Genomic DNA, 18,472 nt, shown 5'->3' with positions numbered 1-18,472 from the left:
CGTTTTCCATTTCATGCCCCAATCAGGGCGTAAATTCACTGCTGGGCGTTGAACACAAACAATGCTTCGCCATTGATCTGGTAGCTGTTGATCAGATCCTTTGCCTTGTCCGACACCAGCCAAGTCTCCAGCTCGGCCACCAGTTCCGTTTTCACATGCGGGTGCTTTTCCGGGTTCACCGGCAGATAGGCGTATTGATTGAACAGCACGGGATCGCCGGAATAGAGCAGCGCCAAATCGCCCTTGTTGGCGAAATTGAGCCAGCTTGCCCGGTCTGACATGATGTAGCCCCCCATGCCGGAGGCTGTATTCAGCGCCGCCCCCATACCTGCCCCCACAGCATTGTACCAATCGCCAAACCCTTCCGGGGACAGATCGGCAGAGTTCCACAGGCTCAGCTCTTTCTTGTGAGTGCCGCTGTCATCGCCACGACTGACAAAGGCCGCTTCCGAGGCGGCAATCTTCTGCAAGGCGTCGGCCGCAGAGCCTGCCTTTGCAACGCCCGCCGGGTCCGCCTTAGGGCCAACAAAGACGAAATCATTATACATGATCTCCCGGCGATGGGTGCCATTGCCCCCGGCCAGAAACGCCTCTTCCGCCTTTTTGGAGTGGACCAGAATGGCATCCACATCACCCGCTTCACCAAGGCGGATCGCCTGACCGGTGCCCACCACCAACAGCTGCACCTCCAATCCCAGATCGGCCTTGATTTCAGGCAGTAGAACCTCGGCCAGACCGGAGTTGTGGAAGGAGGTGGTCACCGCCAGCTTCATCTCCTCCGCCAGCGCAGCTGTTCCCATCGCCAGCGCGGCCAAAGCCCCCAGCATAATCCGTTTCATTCGACAATATCTCCTCTTAGAAATGCGCGTCCCTGTTCGGTATGCGGCCGGGCAAAAAACGCCTCCGCCGCTGAAAATTCGGCAATCTGGCCATGCAGCACGAACAGCACCTCGTCCGCCAACCGCTGCGCCTGTCCCATATTGTGGGTCGACATGATCAGCCGGGTGCCCGACGCTGCCGCTTCGGTCAGTATTTCTTCAATCTCGCGGGTGGCCCGCCCATCGAGCGAGGCACAGGGTTCATCCAGAAACAACAACTGCGGCTTACGAATGAGCGCGCGCGCCAGGGCCAGTTTCTGCCGTTCCCCGCCAGACAGCAGAACAGCAGGCCGTTGCAATGCATCCCCGCCAAGCCCGATCCGCTCGGCCCAGATCCCAGCCTCCGCCAGCGCGACCTTGCGCGACACGCGATTCAGCCGCAGCGGATATGCGATATTCTCCACCACCGAGCGGCGCATCATCACCGGTGTCTGGAAGACAAAGGCCTGGCGCCGCTGTGCCTCCGCCATAGGACAGCCCCAGCTGATCCGCCCCTGCCCAAGCCGCAGAATCCCATGCAGCATCTTCAGCAACGACGTCTTGCCAGACCCATTCGGCCCGATCACGATGGTCGTCCCCTGCCCATCCAGTCGTAAATCCACCGGGCCGATCAGCGTCTTGCCGCGACGACGCACCTGCGCGGTTTCGACCACCAGCGGGAAAAGAGTGTTCGCCCCAGTCACCAACGCCCCTCACTTTCGGTCTTGCCCAGCCAGTGAATGGTCAAATTCACCGCCACCGCCAGCGCGATCAGCACAAAGCCAAGGCCAAGCGCCATGGCAAAATCTCCCTTGCCGGTTTCCAGCGCAATTGCCGTCGTCAGTACCCGCGTGGCATGATCGATATTGCCGCCCACAATCATGATCGCGCCGACCTCGCCAATGGCACGTCCGAATCCTGCCAGCGCCGCCGTCAGCAAGGCCCGCCGCCCATCCCAGAGCAGCGTGCAGATCCGTTGGAATTGACTGGCGTTCAGGGAAATCAGCAGGTCGTGGTAATCGCTCCACAGATCCCGCAGCGACTGATGCGCAATGGAGGCCACGAGTGGCACAATAATGATCACCTGCGCGATGATCATCGCGGTCGGGGTGAACAACAGCCCCAGCACGCCAAACGGCCCGGCCCGCGACAGCATCACATAGACCACAAGCCCAACGACCACCGGCGGCAGCCCCATCAGTGCATTGAGCACTGCAATAGTTGCCCGACGCAACCGGAACCGTCGAACCGCCAACAAGGCCGCCAAGGGCAGCGCAATGACTGAAGCCACCAGCAACGCGGTCAAAGTGACCCGAAGCGAGCGCAGCGTAATCTCCACCAGATCGCTATCCAGCGTGACCACCAGCCAAAAGGCTTGGACCAATCCTTCCCAGAGATCAGACATGGAAGCGGATTTTCTCCCCTATGGGACCGGTCTTACCGCTTCCCTCTACTGCGTGTTGGTTCTGTGCAAACCACAATATCGAGCCGCCCAATAGACAAAAACGTCACCCATCGCGAAATTTGGACAAATTGACCCTGCCCCGTTTGCGCTGACATCACCGGACGGACACAAGGTCTCTGGCAGAAGCATCCACGCGGGTTGCCGATCCTGCCGGATTGACGCCGATCAAAGGCAGGAATTCCGCCCTTGATCGCAATTAAGTCGGGACACTTGCTTGCGTGCTAAATGCGAACATGAAACAAGATTTTCCCAAAGTGCCATCTCTGGCGCAGCTTTGAGGAAATGCCATGTTCGATCTGCAAACCATGCGCGATCAGCTCGCCAACCACTATGATCTTGCGCCAAATCCGGCTCTGGCCGAAGAGATGTCCGGGATCTACGCCAAGATGAACCGTGTGGTGAACCCGATCGACTGGGCCACCTACGCGCCTTATGTTGCGGCCATTCTGGCCCTCAAGAAAGAGCGCAACGCCGTCATTCTGGCACATAATTACATGACACCGGAAATCTACCACGGGGTTGCAGATGTGGTGGGCGACAGCCTGCAGCTCGCCATGGAGGCCACCAAAGTCGAGGCCGACGTGATTGTGCAATGCGGCGTGCATTTCATGGCCGAAACCTCGAAAATCCTGAGCCCCGACAAGATTGTGCTGATCCCCGACATGGAGGCCGGCTGCTCGCTGGCGGAATCGATCACCGCCGACGGCATCGCCGAGATGCGCGCAAAATATCCCGGCGCGCCGGTTGTGACCTATGTGAACACCACAGCCGAGGTCAAAGCCGCCTCCGATATTTGCTGTACCTCCTCCAACGCCGCCCAGATTGTGGCGGCGATGGAGAGCGATACCGTGATCATGACGCCGGATCAGTATCTGGCGCAGAACATCGCCCAGCAGGTGCCGCAGAAAAACGTTGTCTGGTGGGAGGGCTCCTGCATCGTGCATGAGCAATACACCGCCAAGGATCTGCGTGATTTTCGCGAATGGAACCCCGGCACCCGGCTGATCGCCCATCCAGAATGCCCGCCAGATGTGGTGAATGAGGCCGATTTCTCCGGCTCCACCAGCGGCATTATCAAATATGTCACCGACGAAAAGCCCGAAAAGGCGATGCTGATTACCGAATGCTCGATGGCCTCGAATATTGCCGATCAGCTGCCCGAGGTGGATTTTGTCGGCCCCTGCAACATGTGCCCCTACATGAAGAAGATCACGCTGGAGAAGATCCTCTGGTCGCTGCACACCATGTCCGAGCCGGTCGAGGTCGATCCAAAAGTGGCAGAGCAGGCCCGTGTGGCGGTGCAGCGGATGATTGATCTTAGCCAGAAGCTGGGGATCTGACCCTTGGACACCCCCGGTGCCAAACTGACCGATACGGCCGCAAATCAAGCCGAATCTCAGGTCAAGGTTCAGGCCCTGACCGAAGCCACCGCCAGCTGTGACACCGACCGTGTGATCATTGTCGGTGCCGGCATGGCCGCGCTCTATGCCGCGCTTGAACTGGCGCCGCGTCCCGTTCTGATGATCTCGCCCGAGACCCTCGGCGAAGGCGCGAGTTCCGCCTGGGCGCAGGGCGGTGTGGCCGCGGCGATGGATCAGGCCGACAGCCCCGCCGCCCATGCCAGCGACACGGTGCGTGCCGGTGCCGGAACGGTTGATGCCGAGGTCGCCGCCATGGTCACCAAGGTGGCACAAGATCACATTCTGGACCTGACCGAGCTGGGCACGCCTTTTGACCGGACCGCTGATGGTGGCTTTGTCATGAGCCGCGAGGCCGCGCATTCCGTCGCCCGCGTCGTGCGAGTCAAAGGGGATCAGGCCGGCAGGCAGATCATGGAAACCCTGATCGCCGCTGTGCGGGCCACCCCTTCGGTTCAGGTGCACGAGGGTACCCAGGCCGTCCGGCTGGAGGTGGCAGACGATCGCGTCACCGGCGTCTGGGTCAGTGACGCCAGCGGCACCTCGGTTCCCGTGCTGATCCGCGCCCCCGCGATCCTGTTGGCAGGCGGCGGATCCGGCGGGCTGTTTGCGCATACCACCAACCCGCCGCGTATTCGCGGCCAGGTTATCGGCTTTGCCGCCCGCGCCGGTGCCCGCATTGCCGATCCTGAATTTGTCCAGTTCCACCCCACCGCTTTTGATATTGGTGAAGACCCGGCACCGCTTGCCACTGAGGCGCTGCGCGGCGATGGCGCCACGCTGATCAACCAGGATGGCATCCGCTTCATGCTGGCCGCGCACCCGGACGCCGAATTGGCCCCTCGTGACATCGTCGCCCGCGCGATTTTTGCCGAAACGCAGGCTGGCCGCCGCCCGATGCTCGACACGCGCGAGGCCTTGGGCGCCGAGGTGTTGACCCGTTTTCCAACCGTCGCGGAAACCTGTGCGCGTGCCGGTATTGATCCCGTTGCCGACCCTATCCCCGTTGCGGTTGCGGCCCATTATCACATGGGCGGCATCGCCACCGACATGCAGGGACGCGCCAGTCTCGCCCATCTCTGGGTCTGTGGCGAAGCCTCTTCAACCGGGCTGCATGGTGCCAACCGCCTCGCCTCCAACGGTCTGCTGGAGGCGCTGGTCTATGCCCGCACCGCAGCGCAGGACATTGCCGAGGCGCTTGGACCTAACGCCACGGAGACAGAGCCCACGGAGACGGACACCCCGCCAGAAGTCTCGCTGAGTTTTGCTCCCGCCACCACTCCCGCTGCGCCAGCCAGCGCCATCGCTCGCCTGCGCGAGACGATGACCGCCCATGTCGGTGTGCGCCGGGACGAAACCGGGCTGAGAACCGCTCTTGTCACCATCGAACAGCTGCTGACAGAGCACGGTGACGATGAAAGCTTTGCCAATATGTGCGCCACCGCCACGCTGATCGCCGCCGCCGCATTGGCCCGCCGCGAAAGTCGGGGTGGCCATTTCCGCGACGACTATCCTGAGGCAGACCCTGCACAGGCCCATCGCACCCACATCACCCTCACCGAGGCCCGCGCCATCCGCGCCGCCGCCGCTCAGGATCCGACATGACCCCGTCTTTCGCCGCTCTCCCAGACCTGATCATCGAACCGCTTGTCCGCGCTGCCCTGCTGGAAGACCTTGGCCAAAGCGGTGATGTCACCACCCGCGCCGTGATCCCGGCAGAGACCACCTACGAGGCGCGGCTCAATGCGCGCGACACCGGCGTGGTGTCGGGTATGCAGATTGCCCGCATCGCCTTTCACCTTGTCGATCCGACGCTCAAGATCGAAACCTTGGTGCAGGATGGCCAGCCCTGCACTCCCGGCCAGACATTGATGACCATCGCAGGCTCGGCCGCGTCTATTCTGTCGGGTGAACGTGTGGCGCTGAATTTTGCGGGCCGCCTCTCTGGCATCGCCAGTCTGACGGCCTCCTTCGTAGCTGAAACCGCGGGCACCAAGACCCGGATCACCTGTACCCGCAAGACCACCCCCGGCCTGCGCATGGTAGAGAAACAGGCGGTTCTGCATGGCGGCGGCTACAATCACCGCTACGGGCTGTCCGATGCGATCCTGATCAAGGACAATCATATCGCCGCCGCTGGTGGCGTTGCAGCCGTCCTGCACGCCGCAAGGGCCAATGTCAGCCATATGATGAAGGTCGAAATCGAAGTCGATTCCCTCGCCCAATTGCAGGAAGTTCTGGAAACCGGCGGTGCCGATGTGGTGCTGCTCGACAATATGGACACGCCAACCCTGACGAAGGCTGTGGCGATGGCTAAGGGCCATCTGGTGACCGAAGCCTCCGGCAATATGCGCCGCGACCGTATTGCTGAGGTCTCCGCCACGGGTGTTGACTACATTTCCTCTGGTGCGCTGACCCATTCCGCGCAGACGCTGGATCTTGGCCTCGACTTCTGAGCCGACACACCGGATCTGACGCGCAAACGGGGGCGCTGAGGCCCCCGTTTTTGTTTCACCTGATGTATCTGCTCATCCCCCATCGGGAATGTTATGTGCCGCCTCGCGGATTGGGGTGGATGACAGCATGATCACGCTGCCCACGTCCAGATTGCGCACCTCATATTGCGCACCGCTGGCGCCCGTTTGCACATCTTCTGGCAGATGCGCGCAGGCCTCTGGTGTCATCGCGCAGATCACCACATCCCGCCCGGTCAGCTGCGTCAGACGGAAGGCCACCGACAGATCATGCTGCAGGCCGGACTTCTCCCCCGACGGCAGCGACAGATATGTACCACTGACATAGATCGGGCCATCCGCTGGCGTGATCTGCGCCACCATCTTGCGACTGTCCGTCTGCCAGGCCGTCACGTCGCGATGTTGCAGCACATTGAACGCCAGATAGATCAGCGCGACAAAGGCCAGAAGATTGCGCCCGATGCGGTCCCAACCCGCGCCGCGCGCTGCCAGCTCCTGCGACATGAGACCCAGGAGCACCGCATAGTAGAGCCAGACAAACCCGGAGACACGCGGCGGCAGGGTGATGCCGGTCTTGACCGTCTGTACAAAAATCAACCCCATCCCAAGGCAGATGCCCGCCAGCGGATAGATTGCGCGCCAGGGGTCGGATTTCCCAACCACCCAAACAGCCCAGCCGAACAGCGCCAGCTGGAACAGGGTCAGCGGCAGGAAGTGGAACGACACCAGCGACGCAGAGCTGGTCAGAAAACTCCCGATCAGGCCGATATTATCCATTACTGACACCAGATCATGGGCCGGGTTCGGCATCCGCCATTCGGCCATCGGGATGCCAAAGACACCGTGGAACAGATAGTTCAGCGTATAAATCGATGCCATCGCCAACGCGAAGCACAGGATGAACAATCCCAGCAACGCCGCCAGATCCTTGGCCGAGCGTTCGGTATCGGCGCGGGTCAGACAGAGGGCCAGCAGGAAAAACGGGTAGGTGGTATAGGCAGTCAGCGCCAGCGGCACAAAGGGCACCAGCAACCAGCGACAGGCCCGATCTGACAGCTGCGTGGTCGCCAGTGCATAGATGGCAAGGATCGCCATGCCGGGGATCAACGTATTGAACCACAGTGAAATCAACAGCGCCGGCGCAGACAGCCCGGCAATCAGCGCCACCGCACCCTTGCGCCATAGCGCCGCCCCGCTCCCTAGCGCATTATGCGCAAGGCATCCCAGAACCACCGCCCAAAGCGCATTGTAGATCAGGTAGTTGCCCCAGCTTGGCAGCAGAACCTCGCGCAGGTGCCACAGGTAGTTGACCCAACGCCCCTCGGTCAGGGTTTTAACATAGTAGGTCTCGGCATCGCCAAACAGCGCCGGATAGTCATCGTGACGGATCAGCGGATCCGGCAGTTGAAACGCCGCTGCAATCAACAACCCGGCAAAAGCCACAGCGATGGTCGCCAGCAACGGCCACGGCCCACGCCGGAGCGCCATCGCCGGGCTGTCAAATGTCATTGTCATCACTTCAAGCCCTGGGTCATCGCGGCATTCGCCGCGTCCGCTGTGCGCGCCTGACGTGCGATCACAGCAGCACGGGCCTGGGCAATCTTTGTCACCATCGGACGTGGCATCAACGAGACGACACCCCGGCGCAACCGCCAGCTCAGACTTCCCGCAAGCGGCACAGGCTGGCCCGCAGCGATCTCGGTCTTCAGCACCTCATCCGGCAGACCGGCTCGCCCCGCCGCGTTCACGTATAAAACCGTGTTATAGCGATACCAGGGTTCGACACCCTCTGCCGTCTTCAATGCCGGACGCACGCAGTCGAAGGCGCGATAGCCCTGTGCTGAAAATAGGTCCTGCCAGAATGACAGCGGTTGCTCATTGATGTGAAACTCTCCGCCCTGCCCTGGTACCGCCGCGGAAAACAACACACGATCTGCGTGACGGGTCAGCCCCGCTACCAGTTTGGCTGAGGCTGGTTTCGGCAAATGCTCTCCGACCTCCAGGCTTTGGGCCACATCAAAACGACGGCCAAGATCGAAATCCTGTGTCAGATCAGCGGCATGGTATTGCGAGGCGGGAATGGCAAGGCGGCTGCGATCAACATAGTCGCCGTCCACACCGGCGATATCACCGACCCCCGCCTTGGCCCATTCGCTGAGCCAGACGCCGCGCCCACTGCCCAGATCCAGCACGCTTTGTGCGTCAAGCCACGGCTGTACAACCTCAATCAGGGCCTGCGCGGAACTGCGCGCACCGGTGTCGATATAGTCATAGAACTCGTTTGAATAGACATGTGACATGACTGTCTGCTCCTGTTTACGCGCCGCGTTCGGCGTAGACCCAAATTTTGAAAAATACATAATTCTGCACCGGCAGCAGCAGGGCCGCGATGGTGGCCGCCATCCAGTCAGACCACCCCAGCATCGGCCCGATTATCCCGGTCACCAGCGCTGAGGTGACAAACCCAAGCCCAACCGTGCAGCCAAATCGCATCGCCTGATCCTGTCGGGCCAATTTCTGGCGAAAGGTCCAGACCGTCTGCCCGACGTATTGCGCCAATACCGCCAGACCAAAGGCCAGTGCGTTAGCCAGCCATGTTGCTAGTCCGATCTGCAAGAATGCCAGAAACAGCAGGACATAAATCGCCGCAACCGAGACACCCACAATGGCAAAGCGGATCAACTGGCCGAGGTCCTTCTGAACGACGGCGCGGATCATGACGCTTCTTTTTGGACGGGAGCCTTGGGCGTTGTTGTGATCGGTCGGCTTTCACTGGTGAAATCAATGGCATGGGCGGCAGGATGCCCGGTCTCCTGTGACAGGAAGTAAAGCGGCCGCTGTTTGCTCTCCATATAAAGCCGTCCGACATATTCGCCGAGGATCCCCAGCGTCAGCAGCTGGATCGCCGAGAAGAAAGAGATCGCCAACAGAACCGAAGCCCAACCTGCAACCGTGTTGAATAGGATCAGCGAGCCAAAGACATAGATCGCCATCAGCACGGTCACCAGCAAGCTGAAGAACGCCAGCCGCGTAGCCATTTTCAACGGTTTGGTCGAGAACCCGGTCAGCGCATCGGTGGCAAAGCGCAGCATCGCCTTGAAAGGATATTTCGTCTCGCCCGCCACGCGTGCCTCGCGGACATACTCCAATCCGATCTGGTGGAATCCGGCCCAGGCGAACATACCACGGATGAACCGTGCCCGTTCAGGCATCTTCAGCACCGCATCCAGCGAGCGACGGCTCACCAGACGGAAATCACCAGTATCCTTGGGGATATCCACATCGGACAGCGTATTGAGAAAGCGATAAAACAGATAGGCCGTCGCCTTCTTGAACAGGGTTTCGCCCTGACGTTCGGCGCGGCGACCATAAACCACGTCATAGCCGCGATCCATCATCATCATCATGTCGGGCAGAATTTCTGGCGGATCCTGAAGGTCAGCATCCAGCATGAAGATCCGCGCGCCTGTCGCGGCCTCCAGACCTGCGGTCAGCGCCACCTGATGGCCACGGTTGGCCGACAGGCGAATGCCCCGTACCACCGGATGCCGCCTATGCGCGGCCTCCATCGCGGCCCAGGTTTCATCGCTGGAGCCATCATCGACCAGAATGATCTCGGCCCGCTTCGCCCAGGGTTCGATTGCCTGCACCAACCGATCCACCAACAGGGGAATGGACTCTTCCTCATTATAGCAGGGTACAACAACGGATAGATGCACCTTCTCGCCCCAATTCTGTTTATCGTCTGCTCACAACCGGGGGACCATCCGCCCGGCATTCCAGCGCGATGAAAACATCTCAAGGGGGGTATTCTCACCCGAAATGGTTAACGCGCAGTTCCGTTTTTGGTCACAGAACGTGGCCAAACCGTGGCGAACTGGGGGTCAATCCGGGGAAAAACAGCGATTTTTAACAGGATTTGATGCGAAATCACAAACAATCGCGCGGCAGGCTTCGCGTCCATTCCTTAACGCAGACCTCAGTCTGCCCGGCACCTTCAGTGGCCACAACCCTGCGCCAGAGGTGGAAATCCTCCCGATCACCGCGCATCTCATTGTCGGTATCGACCTGCACCTGCCAGTCACCGCGCGCGAATGTAAACCGCCACTGGCTGGCAAAGGTGGCGCTGGCCGGATCATCAGGATGCACCGCATAGCGCATGGCGACATGGCTGCCGACCTCCATCCCGTGTACTGGATCAATGGCCGATCCATAGTCATCAAAGGTCTCCAGCACCTGCGTGCCGTCGGCCTCTTCATAGGTGTTGGATGTGCCGGATGGGGCGCGGGTGACCTCTGCCTGATAGGTCGGATAATCCCGCGCGGCGCTTGGCGCCTGCGCTTCGACCTCCTCAGCGACCAAACGTTCCGGCAGGATCAGCGCACATCCCTCCAGATGCAGGGTCAGCGCCACAGGTTCCGGGCTGGGCCAGACAATCGGCCAGTAAGACGTCGACAGCGCCAGCCGCAGCTTATGCCCTGCCCGCAGGTGATGCGCACATTCATTGAGGGCAAACTCCACCTCATACCGCTTGCCCGGCACCAGCGCCTCGGCACGTTCATGGCTCTCATCATGGCAGAGGTTCCGCCCACGGTAAGTAATGCGCTGCGACACGCCATTCGGGGCCACGTCACACAGCCGCGCCATCACTTGCGCCACAGGTTTGTCGACAGAGAACGCCAGCCGCACCCGCGCCCGCCCCAACAGCTCCAGCGGGATGTCCAGCGGTGCCGTATCGAAACAGGCCGACAGCGCATCATCGCTCGCCTGATCACCCGGCAGCTCATTGTCAATCCGCATGCCCGCGCAAAAATAACCCCCGGCGGCACCAAGGGTTGCCGGGTTAGACACCACAGCCTCTCCATCCTCCGGGACAGTCTGCAAATTGCCCTGCGGCCCAAGATGATGCGTCACCTCCTGCACATTTGGGGAGGGCCATGCGGTCTCAGCAATCCAGCGCCCCTGCCGGGGTTTGTTTTCCTTGGTCGGGTTGAAATGCTCCTGCATGTAGGTGCGATAATCCGGCAGAGCCTCTGCCCCACTGTCTGCGCCCTTCAGCCAGCGATCAAACCAGCGCAGCACCTCACCGTGGAAATCATGCGCCTCCAGCTTGGAAATATGCGCATAACGATGCTCCCAGGGGCCGATCAGTGCCTTCGCCGGGGCCTGCATATTGGCCGCCAAGGCAGGCGGCGCGTTCACATAGGCATCGGCCCAGCCGGTGATCGCCAGCACCGGCGCCGTGATCGCAGACCAATCCTCGCAGACCGACCCGTGTTTCCAGAAATCATCACGCTGCGCATGGGACAGCCAATCCGCGGCCATAAACGGCAGCGTCTCGATCCGCTCCACCCAGGCCTCGCGCCAATCCGGGCGCAGCTCGGGATCCAGCGGGCGGGTTTGATAGGCCAACATTTGCGACGCCCAATTGGCATTATCGCTGAGCAGGCAGCCCCCCATAAAATGGATATCATCGGCATAACGATCCACGGTTGAGGCCACGCTGACCACCGCCTTCAACGCCTCTGGCTGACGTGCGGCCAACTGCAAACCGTTGAAGCCGCCCCAGGAAATCCCGATCATGCCGATATTTCCGTCGCAATAGGCCTGCGCCGCAAGCCAGGCCAGCACCGCCTCGCCGTCGCTCAGCTCCTGTTCGGAATACTCATCGTCAAACAGCCCCTCACTGTCGCCCGTGCCGGCAATATCCACCCGCAGACAGACATAGCCCTCAGCCGCAAAAACCGGATGTGTGGTGGCATCACGCGGCGCCGTACCGTCGCGTTTGCGATAGGGCAGATATTCCAGGATCGCAGGATAACGCCCCTCTGCCGCTGGCCGCCACATCCGCGCCGCCAGCCGACGCCCATCTGGCAGCGGGATCCACAGATGTTCAACTCCAGTGATCTCCATCGCCATGGCGCGCCCTCTTCCTGTCTGGTTCAATCTCAAGCTGTTGCCGCCCACCCAATCGGTCGGCGATCCGGAGGTCTAGTCTCCCTGCGACATATCCTGCGCCACCGGCAGGATCGGTGCGGTTTTCTCCAAGGCCAGCTCCGCATCGGAAAACACCCAAGGGCCCCGCACACCGGGCACATCTTCCGGTGCGATCTGCATCTGGCGGTGCTTGATCTGCGGATCGTCAAACGCCTGCCCGATGGTGTTGATCGGCCCTGCAGGCACAGTTGCGGCCTCCAGCGCCGCCAACAGATCCGCCTGCCCCCATTGCGCCAGCGCCGCCGCCAGCATCGGCGTCAGATCGCCCCGGTTGGCCACCCGTAGCTGATTAGAGGCAAATCGCGGATCATCCGCCAGCCCCGCCATATTCAGCACCGCGCAAAGCCGCGCAAACTGACCGTCATTGCCCACGGCAAGGATCACATGGCCGTCACGCACCGCCATCACCTGATAAGGCGCAATATTGGGATGCTCATTGCCCATCCGGGTCGGGCTGGTGCCGGTGGCCAGATAGTTCATGTTCTGATTGGCCAGCACAGCCGTGGCACAGTCCAAGAGCGACATGTCGATGTGCTGGCCGCGCCCGGTGCTGTGGCGCTGTTCCACCGCTGCCAGAATGCCGATAGTGCCATAAAGCCCGGTGACAATATCGGTGATCGCCACGCCCACCTTCTGCGGCTCGCCCTCCGGCGCGCCAGTGATCGACATCAGCCCGGACATCCCCTGCAACAGAAAATCATAGCCCGCCCGCGCCGCATAAGGGCCATCCTGCCCAAATCCGGTGACCGAACAATAGATCAGACGTGGATTGACCGCTTTCAAACTGTCATAGTCCAGCCCGTATTTCGCCAGCCCACCGACTTTGAAATTCTCGATCAGAATGTCGGCACCCCGGATCAGCTCCAGCACCGTCTGCTTGCCATCCTCGGTGCGAAAATCCGCAGTGACGCAGGATTTGCCCCGGTTCGCCGCATAGTAATAAGCCGCCGTTTTGTCACCATCGCGCTCAATAAAGGGCGGTCCCCAGCGACGGGTATCATCGCCCTCGGGGCTCTCGACCTTGATGACCTCCGCCCCCAGATCGGCAAGCGACTGGCCAATCCATGGCCCTGCGAGAATACGGGCCAGCTCGACCACCTTCAGACCTGCAAGCGGTGTCATGGGCTCTCCTGTCAGTGCACCCGCAATGTGCGAGGCATCCCTCTGCCAAGGCACGGCAGAGTGTTCTGACAGAGACTTAGCCTATCCCTTCCCCTGCGGGCAAATAATTTGATCAAATAATGAGGGGGTTTACATTAGATTTCGGTCAGCCATGTGGGACTAAGCTGCCGTTCGCCGGTTCAGCTAGTATGGCTTCCGTGCAATTGCTGTCGCGAAAGCTTGATATCCGTAGAGTGAACCCAGTTCTGCACGGCGATCATGTTCTGCTACTAGCGCATCCGCTAAGTCTTTTCCAATGTCACCACGTTCAACCATTTGCTTTGTTGTAACTTCGACCCATGGTCGCATTTGTTCGCGCGATGTGACGACTCGGCTGGTCACATCAAAGCTGGCGATCTCCATGCCAGCGTTTGCAATCAAGGTCCTTAATTTTCCGACGATGAACGCGTCAGTGACAAATTCGCGGACAAATTCTTGGGCGCAAATATTTAGCGGGTCATTTGGAATGCTACTGAATGTGGATTTTGAAAAATCCGCGTCGCATATGACAAGCGATCCGCCAGCCTTTAGCACTCTAAATGCCTCAGCCAAAAGAGATTCTGGATGCGTCACGTGCGTCAAAACAGTGTGCATGACCACTGCATCAACAGTTTTATCTTTAATCGGTAGCGACGCCCCATCCGCAACCACGAATGATAAGTTGGAATGGCCGCTTGATCGTTCAATCGCTTCGTTTACAAAGCCCTTTGACGGCTCGTACCCTACGACCTTCGTCGGATGTGCCAATGTTGCGATGCGCCGTGTGACCGCACCGGCACCAGCCCCGACCTCGATGGTTAGACTGTCGGCGGCGAAAGGTAGACGGTCCAAATAGGACGCAACAATTTTCTCCATTGTGGGGTCGGATTGACGCACGTCCATCGCATCAGCGAACATTTTGACGAATTCAGGTCCAGCGGAATCCACGTCTTGAAAAGGGTCAGCCATCATCGCGCTCCCAATAGCCTAAATTCCCACGTTACAAGGAAAACTACGAAACTCAAAATGCTGCTGAGGGCTCGAAGCAGACCAACACAGCTTGCGGCCCTAACAACATATTTGGCGCAAGTTTTCACCGTGGATGCTCTCTCCCCGTGAACCGTCGCAACAGCAACTACAGCGCCAGCCCGCCCTGCCAGACTTGCTGCAGCTCCAGCGCGTTGTTCAGATGCAGCACGTCAGCGCGCGCGCCGGGTTGCAGACGTCCCAGATCAGATCGCCCAATCAGGTCTGCAGGCCGGGTAGAGGCCATTTCCAGCGCCGTCTCCAGCGGGACATCACAACCCTCAACCAGGATCTGCACCGCCGTTTCCAGCTTCAGATGGGCGCCCGCAAGGGTGCCATCAGCCAGCGTCAGACGGTTGTTATCACGGCGGATTTCGCGACCATTCAGCGTAAATCGGTCAATGTCGGAGCCTCCGGTGGCCATGGAATCGCTAACCAGAAACACCTGCCCCGGTCCGGTCTTTGCCGCCAGTGCCGCCCGTATCGACGCTGGGTGCACGTGCACACCGTCAGCGATCAACCCCGCTGACAACCCGCCAAGATCAAGCGCTGCGCCGACAACACCGGGTTCGCGATTGCCGAGCTGGCTCTGGGCATTGAACAGATGGGTGACGCAGCGCGCGCCCGCCGCAACCGCCGCCACGCAATCGGCATGACTTGCATCAGTATGGCCCAGCGACACCAGCACGCCGGCCTCGCTCAACTGCCGGATCTGCGCCGGGGTCGCCGCTTCGCAGGCCAGGGTCACCTTCAGCACCGGCAACCGGCTGGCCGCTGCGCATAACATCTCCAGATCGGTCTCGCTCATCGGGCGTATCAATGACGCATCATGTGCGCCCTTGCGGGAGACCGCCAGATGTGGCCCCTCCAGATGCAACCCGGCGATGCCCGGAACACCAGCAGCAATCGCCTCGACGGTCGCCTCAATCGCGCGGGCAACGAAATTCGGCGTATCGGTGATCAGCGTTGGCAGGATCGAGGTTGCACCAATCCTTGCGTGTGCTGCGGCAATGACCTGCAATTGCTCCAGATCGGGGGCGTCATTGAACATGACCCCGCCGCCACCATTGACCTGCAGGTCGACAAACCCCGCTGTCAGGATCCCGCCATCAAGTGCCGTAACCTCGACCCCCTCGGGCAGTTTGCCCATCGGCAGAACCGCCGCGATCTGATCGCCGCGCAATACCAGCGCAAAATCATCCTCCCACCCCACAGGGGTCAGAATACGCGCGCCAGTCAGCGCACGCAGAATATGCCGATTTCCGGTCATACCGTTTCCGTCACTTTCTTCAGGTGACGCGGTGCATCCGGGTCGATCCCGCGCGACGCAGCAAAGGCCTCGACCATCGCATAGAAAGACACGATCAGACTAATCGGGTCTGTCAGCGCATGATCGGTGCGGACATGGTCCACGCGTTGCGCCGCCGTGACCTTATCCGTGGTGGCAAAGACCTGCGCGCCCTTAGCCGCGATCTGATCGGCAATGCCCGCCAGCGCGCCCTCCGCCGCATCCGCCGCCGCAAAGCCAAGCACCGGGAACCCCTCTTCCACAATCGACACCGGCCCGTGCAGAACCTCCGCCGAGGAATAGCTCTCTGCATGCAGCTGGCAGGTTTCCTTGAACTTCAGCGCCGCCTCATTCGACACCGCCAGCGCCTGACCCCGGCCCAATGTGAACAGGGATGACCGCGCGCCGATGGCATCTCGCACCTCGGGCCAGTCAATCCGGCAGGCCCGATCTAATTGATCTGGCAACGTATGGAGCGCCGCCAGCAAGGCCTGATTGCGGTCCCATTTTGCCAGCAACCACAGCCCCGCCACCGCAGAGGTCACAAAGGTCTTGGTCGCCGCCACGCTCAACTCAGGACCTGCGTGAATGTCCAGTGTGTGATCCGACGCTGCCGCCAACGGCGAAGCCGCATCATTGGTCAAAGCCACAGCCAGTGCGCCGTCGCGGCGCGCGCTTTCGGCCATGGCGACGATGTCCGGGCTTTTACCAGATTGTGACACCGCAAGGCTCAATGCGCCCTTCAGCCGTAGTGGTGCCTTGTAGATCGAGGCAACAGAAGGGCCGACCGAGGCCACTGGCACGCCCAACAGAATCTCGCTGGCGTATTTCAGGTAGGTACAGACATGATCGGACGAGCCGCGCGCCACGGTGACCATGACATTGGGATCAAGCGCGTGTACCGCATCGGCAACCGCGTCGATGTCGGCATCGCCCCGGCTCAGCAACCGGTCGACAGCCGTCGGGATCTCGTCGATCTCGCGACGCATTTTGGTGATATCTGTCATGGTCCCCTCCTCAGGGTTGCCAGGTTAGGTCGTTCCAAGCCTCAGCTCGGCGACGAAATCATAGGCATCGCCGCGATAGATGGAGCGGGTGAACTCCACCACACGGCGGTTTCGCAAATAAGATGTGCGCGCGATGCTCAGCCCCGCCATACCAGGCTCAACCCCCAGCATCTGGGCCTCCCGCTCGGGCAGGTTGATGGCTGAAATACGCTGCAAGGCCCGTACAGGACGATTGCCGGACTGTTCCAGCACCTCGTAGAGCGACCCCTGGACGGCTTGCGGGTTAGGCAGGATATCAACTGGCAGCGAGGCCCGCTCAATAGCCATGGGTCGCCCGTTAGCGCTGCGCAGGCGGGCGATGCGCGCCACAGCTTCGCCAGACGTAAGCGCCAGCGCCATCACCTCCTCCGGCGACGGAGTGTGGATACCGCGCTCCAGCCACTCAACGCTGGTGTCATAGCCGCGCCGCTCCATATCTTCGGTAAAAGACGTCAGTTTTGACAGCGATTGCTCGACCTTTGGCGTGCCATCGGACACAAAACTGCCAGACCCCTGCCGCTGGACCACAATGCCGCGATCCACCAGATCCTGCATGGCGCGGCGTACGGTGACCCGCGACAGCCCGGTGAGTGTGGCAATCTCCCGCTCGGCGGGCAGCGGCGCACTTTTTGGCAGCAGCCCGCTCTCAACCCCGTCCTCAATCCGTTGGCGCAGCCGCACATAGCGTGGCCCTGCGGCGTCCTCCAACCAAGCCGCAGGTTTCAGGAAATCCTCGACCGTCATACCACCTCCTGCGCGATTTCGCGGGCAAATCGGCGTGACAGCTCCAGCGCGCCGTCCAGCGGTGAACCTTCTGCCCCGCGCAGGTAATCCGCCACATCCGCAGGCAGATAGGCGGCGTATTGCGCGGCGACACCCCCAATATGGTAAACAGGTTCCTCAGGCCGACGCCCCAGCGCCTGCAGCCCGTTGCACAGATACTCTGCGCCCTCCGCCATCAGCCGCTGACCCGCCGCATCACCCTCCGCCGCAGCCTTGGCCACGCGCGGCGCATAGGCGCCAAAGGCCACCGGCCGAGCGGTCTGGGCAAACCGGACGATCTTCGCTGTCTCATTGGAATAATCGCGCAAACAACTGCGTAGAAGCGGCGTCATCAGCTCAACCCCTTCAGCAGCCTGCAGGGTCAACTGCAACACACGCCGCCCCAGCCAACCGCCTGAGGCCTCATCCCCCAAAACCGTACCATGGCCGCCAATAAGGGTAACCTGACCGGCCACCTGACGCCCGAGGAACGACCCGGTGCCAACCCCGATGAGGCTGGCGGTCTCCTCTCCCAATGCGCCCACCACAGCGGGCATGCGGTCATCTTCCACCCGGACATGCGCCTGAGGCAGGGCCTCCGCGACACGTGCGGCAGACTCACGATCAATGACACCGGCCAGTCCGGCATAGACCGGTATCTGAGAAAACACCGCATCGGTCAGACCCGACTGCCGCTGCAAATCCGCCAATCCGGCACTCAGGGTCGCAACCGCCTGATCGGGCGCCGTATAAACATTGGCACTGCCGCCAGTCACCACCAGCCGCTGCGGCGGTGTCGCTCCTGATTTCAGCAGGGCAAAGCGGCAGGAGGTCCCACCTCCGTCCACGGCGATCAGATATGGAAAATGCGAGTCAGTCATGCAATACCTATACAATACCTCTTAATGAAAAGAAAGACCTATCGACCCGCCAGACAAGCCACAGGTATGCTTAGCCATTGATAAAAGGCGAAAAACACTGCAAAAAAATTAAATGGTA

At 60.8% G+C, this 18,472-nt stretch carries 17 protein-coding genes; 3 read left to right on the top strand and 14 right to left on the bottom strand.

Annotated elements, in window-relative coordinates:
- Positions 1-35 precede the first annotated feature (35 nt).
- From PhaeoP97_RS03640 to PhaeoP97_RS03630, 3 genes are read right to left on the bottom strand one after another with little or no spacing between them, the layout of a single operon-like run.
- The gene (locus PhaeoP97_RS03640) at positions 36-839 is read right to left on the bottom strand and encodes an ABC transporter substrate-binding protein (RefSeq protein WP_072503923.1); all 804 of its coding nucleotides are present in this window, start codon (positions 837-839) and stop codon (positions 36-38) included.
- Positions 836-1,561 carry an ATP-binding cassette domain-containing protein gene (locus tag PhaeoP97_RS03635; protein WP_072506271.1) on the bottom strand — a complete coding sequence of 242 codons (726 nt, stop codon included), beginning with the start codon at positions 1,559-1,561 and terminating at the stop codon, positions 836-838. The genes PhaeoP97_RS03640 and PhaeoP97_RS03635 overlap by 4 nt, the downstream gene beginning before the upstream one ends.
- A complete protein-coding gene (locus PhaeoP97_RS03630; RefSeq protein WP_027246322.1) occupies positions 1,558-2,262 on the bottom strand; it encodes an ABC transporter permease in 705 nt (234 codons plus the stop codon). Before PhaeoP97_RS03630 ends, PhaeoP97_RS03635 begins: the two co-directional genes overlap by 4 nt.
- A gap of 347 nt (positions 2,263-2,609) precedes the next feature.
- On the opposite strand from PhaeoP97_RS03630, the gene nadA reads away from it, so the two are divergent.
- The 3 genes from nadA to nadC are packed head-to-tail and all read left to right on the top strand — an operon-like array spanning position 2,610 to position 6,196.
- On the top strand, positions 2,610-3,662 hold the full coding sequence (gene nadA, locus PhaeoP97_RS03625; RefSeq protein WP_072503922.1) for a quinolinate synthase NadA: 1,053 nt from the start codon (positions 2,610-2,612) through the stop codon (positions 3,660-3,662).
- Positions 3,663-3,665: 3 nt separating this feature from the next.
- Entirely contained in the window at positions 3,666-5,345 is a 1,680-nt protein-coding gene (locus tag PhaeoP97_RS03620) for an L-aspartate oxidase (protein ID WP_072503921.1), read from the top strand.
- The gene (nadC, locus tag PhaeoP97_RS03615) at positions 5,342-6,196 is read left to right on the top strand and encodes a carboxylating nicotinate-nucleotide diphosphorylase (protein WP_072503920.1); all 855 of its coding nucleotides are present in this window, start codon (positions 5,342-5,344) and stop codon (positions 6,194-6,196) included. The genes PhaeoP97_RS03620 and nadC overlap by 4 nt, the downstream gene beginning before the upstream one ends.
- A 72-nt stretch (positions 6,197-6,268) precedes the next feature.
- Here nadC and PhaeoP97_RS03610 read toward each other — a convergent pair whose 3' ends face one another.
- From PhaeoP97_RS03610 to PhaeoP97_RS03560, 11 genes are all read right to left on the bottom strand, one after another.
- Entirely contained in the window at positions 6,269-7,729 is a 1,461-nt protein-coding gene (locus PhaeoP97_RS03610; RefSeq protein ID WP_072503919.1) for a hypothetical protein, read from the bottom strand.
- Complete coding sequence (locus PhaeoP97_RS03605; protein WP_072503918.1) at positions 7,729-8,514, bottom strand: class I SAM-dependent methyltransferase; 786 nt, start codon at positions 8,512-8,514, stop codon at positions 7,729-7,731. The genes PhaeoP97_RS03610 and PhaeoP97_RS03605 overlap by 1 nt, the downstream gene beginning before the upstream one ends.
- A 16-nt stretch (positions 8,515-8,530) precedes the next feature.
- The gene (locus PhaeoP97_RS03600) at positions 8,531-8,932 is read right to left on the bottom strand and encodes a GtrA family protein (protein ID WP_072503917.1); all 402 of its coding nucleotides are present in this window, start codon (positions 8,930-8,932) and stop codon (positions 8,531-8,533) included.
- Positions 8,929-9,933, bottom strand: a complete 1,005-nt coding sequence (locus PhaeoP97_RS03595) for a glycosyltransferase family 2 protein (RefSeq protein WP_072503916.1) — start codon at positions 9,931-9,933, stop codon at positions 8,929-8,931. The genes PhaeoP97_RS03600 and PhaeoP97_RS03595 overlap by 4 nt, the downstream gene beginning before the upstream one ends.
- Before the next feature lie 211 nt (positions 9,934-10,144).
- Positions 10,145-12,133 (bottom strand): CocE/NonD family hydrolase, encoded by a 1,989-nt coding sequence (locus PhaeoP97_RS03590; RefSeq protein ID WP_072503915.1) that lies wholly within the window; start codon positions 12,131-12,133, stop codon positions 10,145-10,147.
- A gap of 72 nt (positions 12,134-12,205) precedes the next feature.
- A complete protein-coding gene (locus PhaeoP97_RS03585; protein ID WP_072503914.1) occupies positions 12,206-13,333 on the bottom strand; it encodes a CaiB/BaiF CoA transferase family protein in 1,128 nt (375 codons plus the stop codon).
- 183 nt (positions 13,334-13,516) lie between these two features.
- Positions 13,517-14,320 carry a class I SAM-dependent methyltransferase gene (locus tag PhaeoP97_RS03580; protein ID WP_157891226.1) on the bottom strand — a complete coding sequence of 268 codons (804 nt, stop codon included), beginning with the start codon at positions 14,318-14,320 and terminating at the stop codon, positions 13,517-13,519.
- A gap of 166 nt (positions 14,321-14,486) precedes the next feature.
- Positions 14,487-15,647, bottom strand: a complete 1,161-nt coding sequence (nagA, locus tag PhaeoP97_RS03575; protein WP_072503912.1) for an N-acetylglucosamine-6-phosphate deacetylase — start codon at positions 15,645-15,647, stop codon at positions 14,487-14,489.
- Positions 15,644-16,672, bottom strand: a complete 1,029-nt coding sequence (locus PhaeoP97_RS03570; protein WP_072503911.1) for an SIS domain-containing protein — start codon at positions 16,670-16,672, stop codon at positions 15,644-15,646. Before PhaeoP97_RS03570 ends, nagA begins: the two co-directional genes overlap by 4 nt.
- Before the next feature lie 24 nt (positions 16,673-16,696).
- Positions 16,697-17,455 (bottom strand): GntR family transcriptional regulator, encoded by a 759-nt coding sequence (locus tag PhaeoP97_RS03565; RefSeq protein WP_072503910.1) that lies wholly within the window; start codon positions 17,453-17,455, stop codon positions 16,697-16,699.
- Complete coding sequence (locus PhaeoP97_RS03560) at positions 17,452-18,354, bottom strand: glucosamine kinase nucleotide-binding domain-containing protein (RefSeq protein ID WP_072503909.1); 903 nt, start codon at positions 18,352-18,354, stop codon at positions 17,452-17,454. The genes PhaeoP97_RS03565 and PhaeoP97_RS03560 overlap by 4 nt, the downstream gene beginning before the upstream one ends.
- Positions 18,355-18,472 lie beyond the last annotated feature (118 nt).

Origin of the sequence: Phaeobacter porticola, assembly GCF_001888185.1 — a bacterium.
Lineage (GTDB): Bacteria > Pseudomonadota > Alphaproteobacteria > Rhodobacterales > Rhodobacteraceae > Phaeobacter > Phaeobacter porticola.
This window is presented reverse-complemented; position numbering and strand designations above follow the sequence as displayed.

Coding starts and splice junctions, on each gene's coding strand:
- PhaeoP97_RS03570 (WP_072503911.1), bottom strand. CDS start 16,672: ATGACAGATATCACCAAAATGCGTCGCGAGATCGACGAGATCCCGACG.
- PhaeoP97_RS03580 (WP_157891226.1), bottom strand. CDS start 14,320: ATGGCTGACCCTTTTCAAGACGTGGATTCCGCTGGACCTGAATTCGTC.
- PhaeoP97_RS03590 (WP_072503915.1), bottom strand. CDS start 12,133: ATGGCGATGGAGATCACTGGAGTTGAACATCTGTGGATCCCGCTGCCA.
- PhaeoP97_RS03640 (WP_072503923.1), bottom strand. CDS start 839: ATGAAACGGATTATGCTGGGGGCTTTGGCCGCGCTGGCGATGGGAACA.
- nagA (WP_072503912.1), bottom strand. CDS start 15,647: ATGACCGGAAATCGGCATATTCTGCGTGCGCTGACTGGCGCGCGTATT.
- PhaeoP97_RS03610 (WP_072503919.1), bottom strand. CDS start 7,729: ATGACAATGACATTTGACAGCCCGGCGATGGCGCTCCGGCGTGGGCCG.
- PhaeoP97_RS03560 (WP_072503909.1), bottom strand. CDS start 18,354: ATGACTGACTCGCATTTTCCATATCTGATCGCCGTGGACGGAGGTGGG.
- nadC (WP_072503920.1), top strand. CDS start 5,342: ATGACCCCGTCTTTCGCCGCTCTCCCAGACCTGATCATCGAACCGCTT.
- nadA (WP_072503922.1), top strand. CDS start 2,610: ATGTTCGATCTGCAAACCATGCGCGATCAGCTCGCCAACCACTATGAT.
- PhaeoP97_RS03585 (WP_072503914.1), bottom strand. CDS start 13,333: ATGACACCGCTTGCAGGTCTGAAGGTGGTCGAGCTGGCCCGTATTCTC.
- PhaeoP97_RS03630 (WP_027246322.1), bottom strand. CDS start 2,262: ATGTCTGATCTCTGGGAAGGATTGGTCCAAGCCTTTTGGCTGGTGGTC.
- PhaeoP97_RS03605 (WP_072503918.1), bottom strand. CDS start 8,514: ATGTCACATGTCTATTCAAACGAGTTCTATGACTATATCGACACCGGT.
- PhaeoP97_RS03565 (WP_072503910.1), bottom strand. CDS start 17,455: ATGACGGTCGAGGATTTCCTGAAACCTGCGGCTTGGTTGGAGGACGCC.
- PhaeoP97_RS03600 (WP_072503917.1), bottom strand. CDS start 8,932: ATGATCCGCGCCGTCGTTCAGAAGGACCTCGGCCAGTTGATCCGCTTT.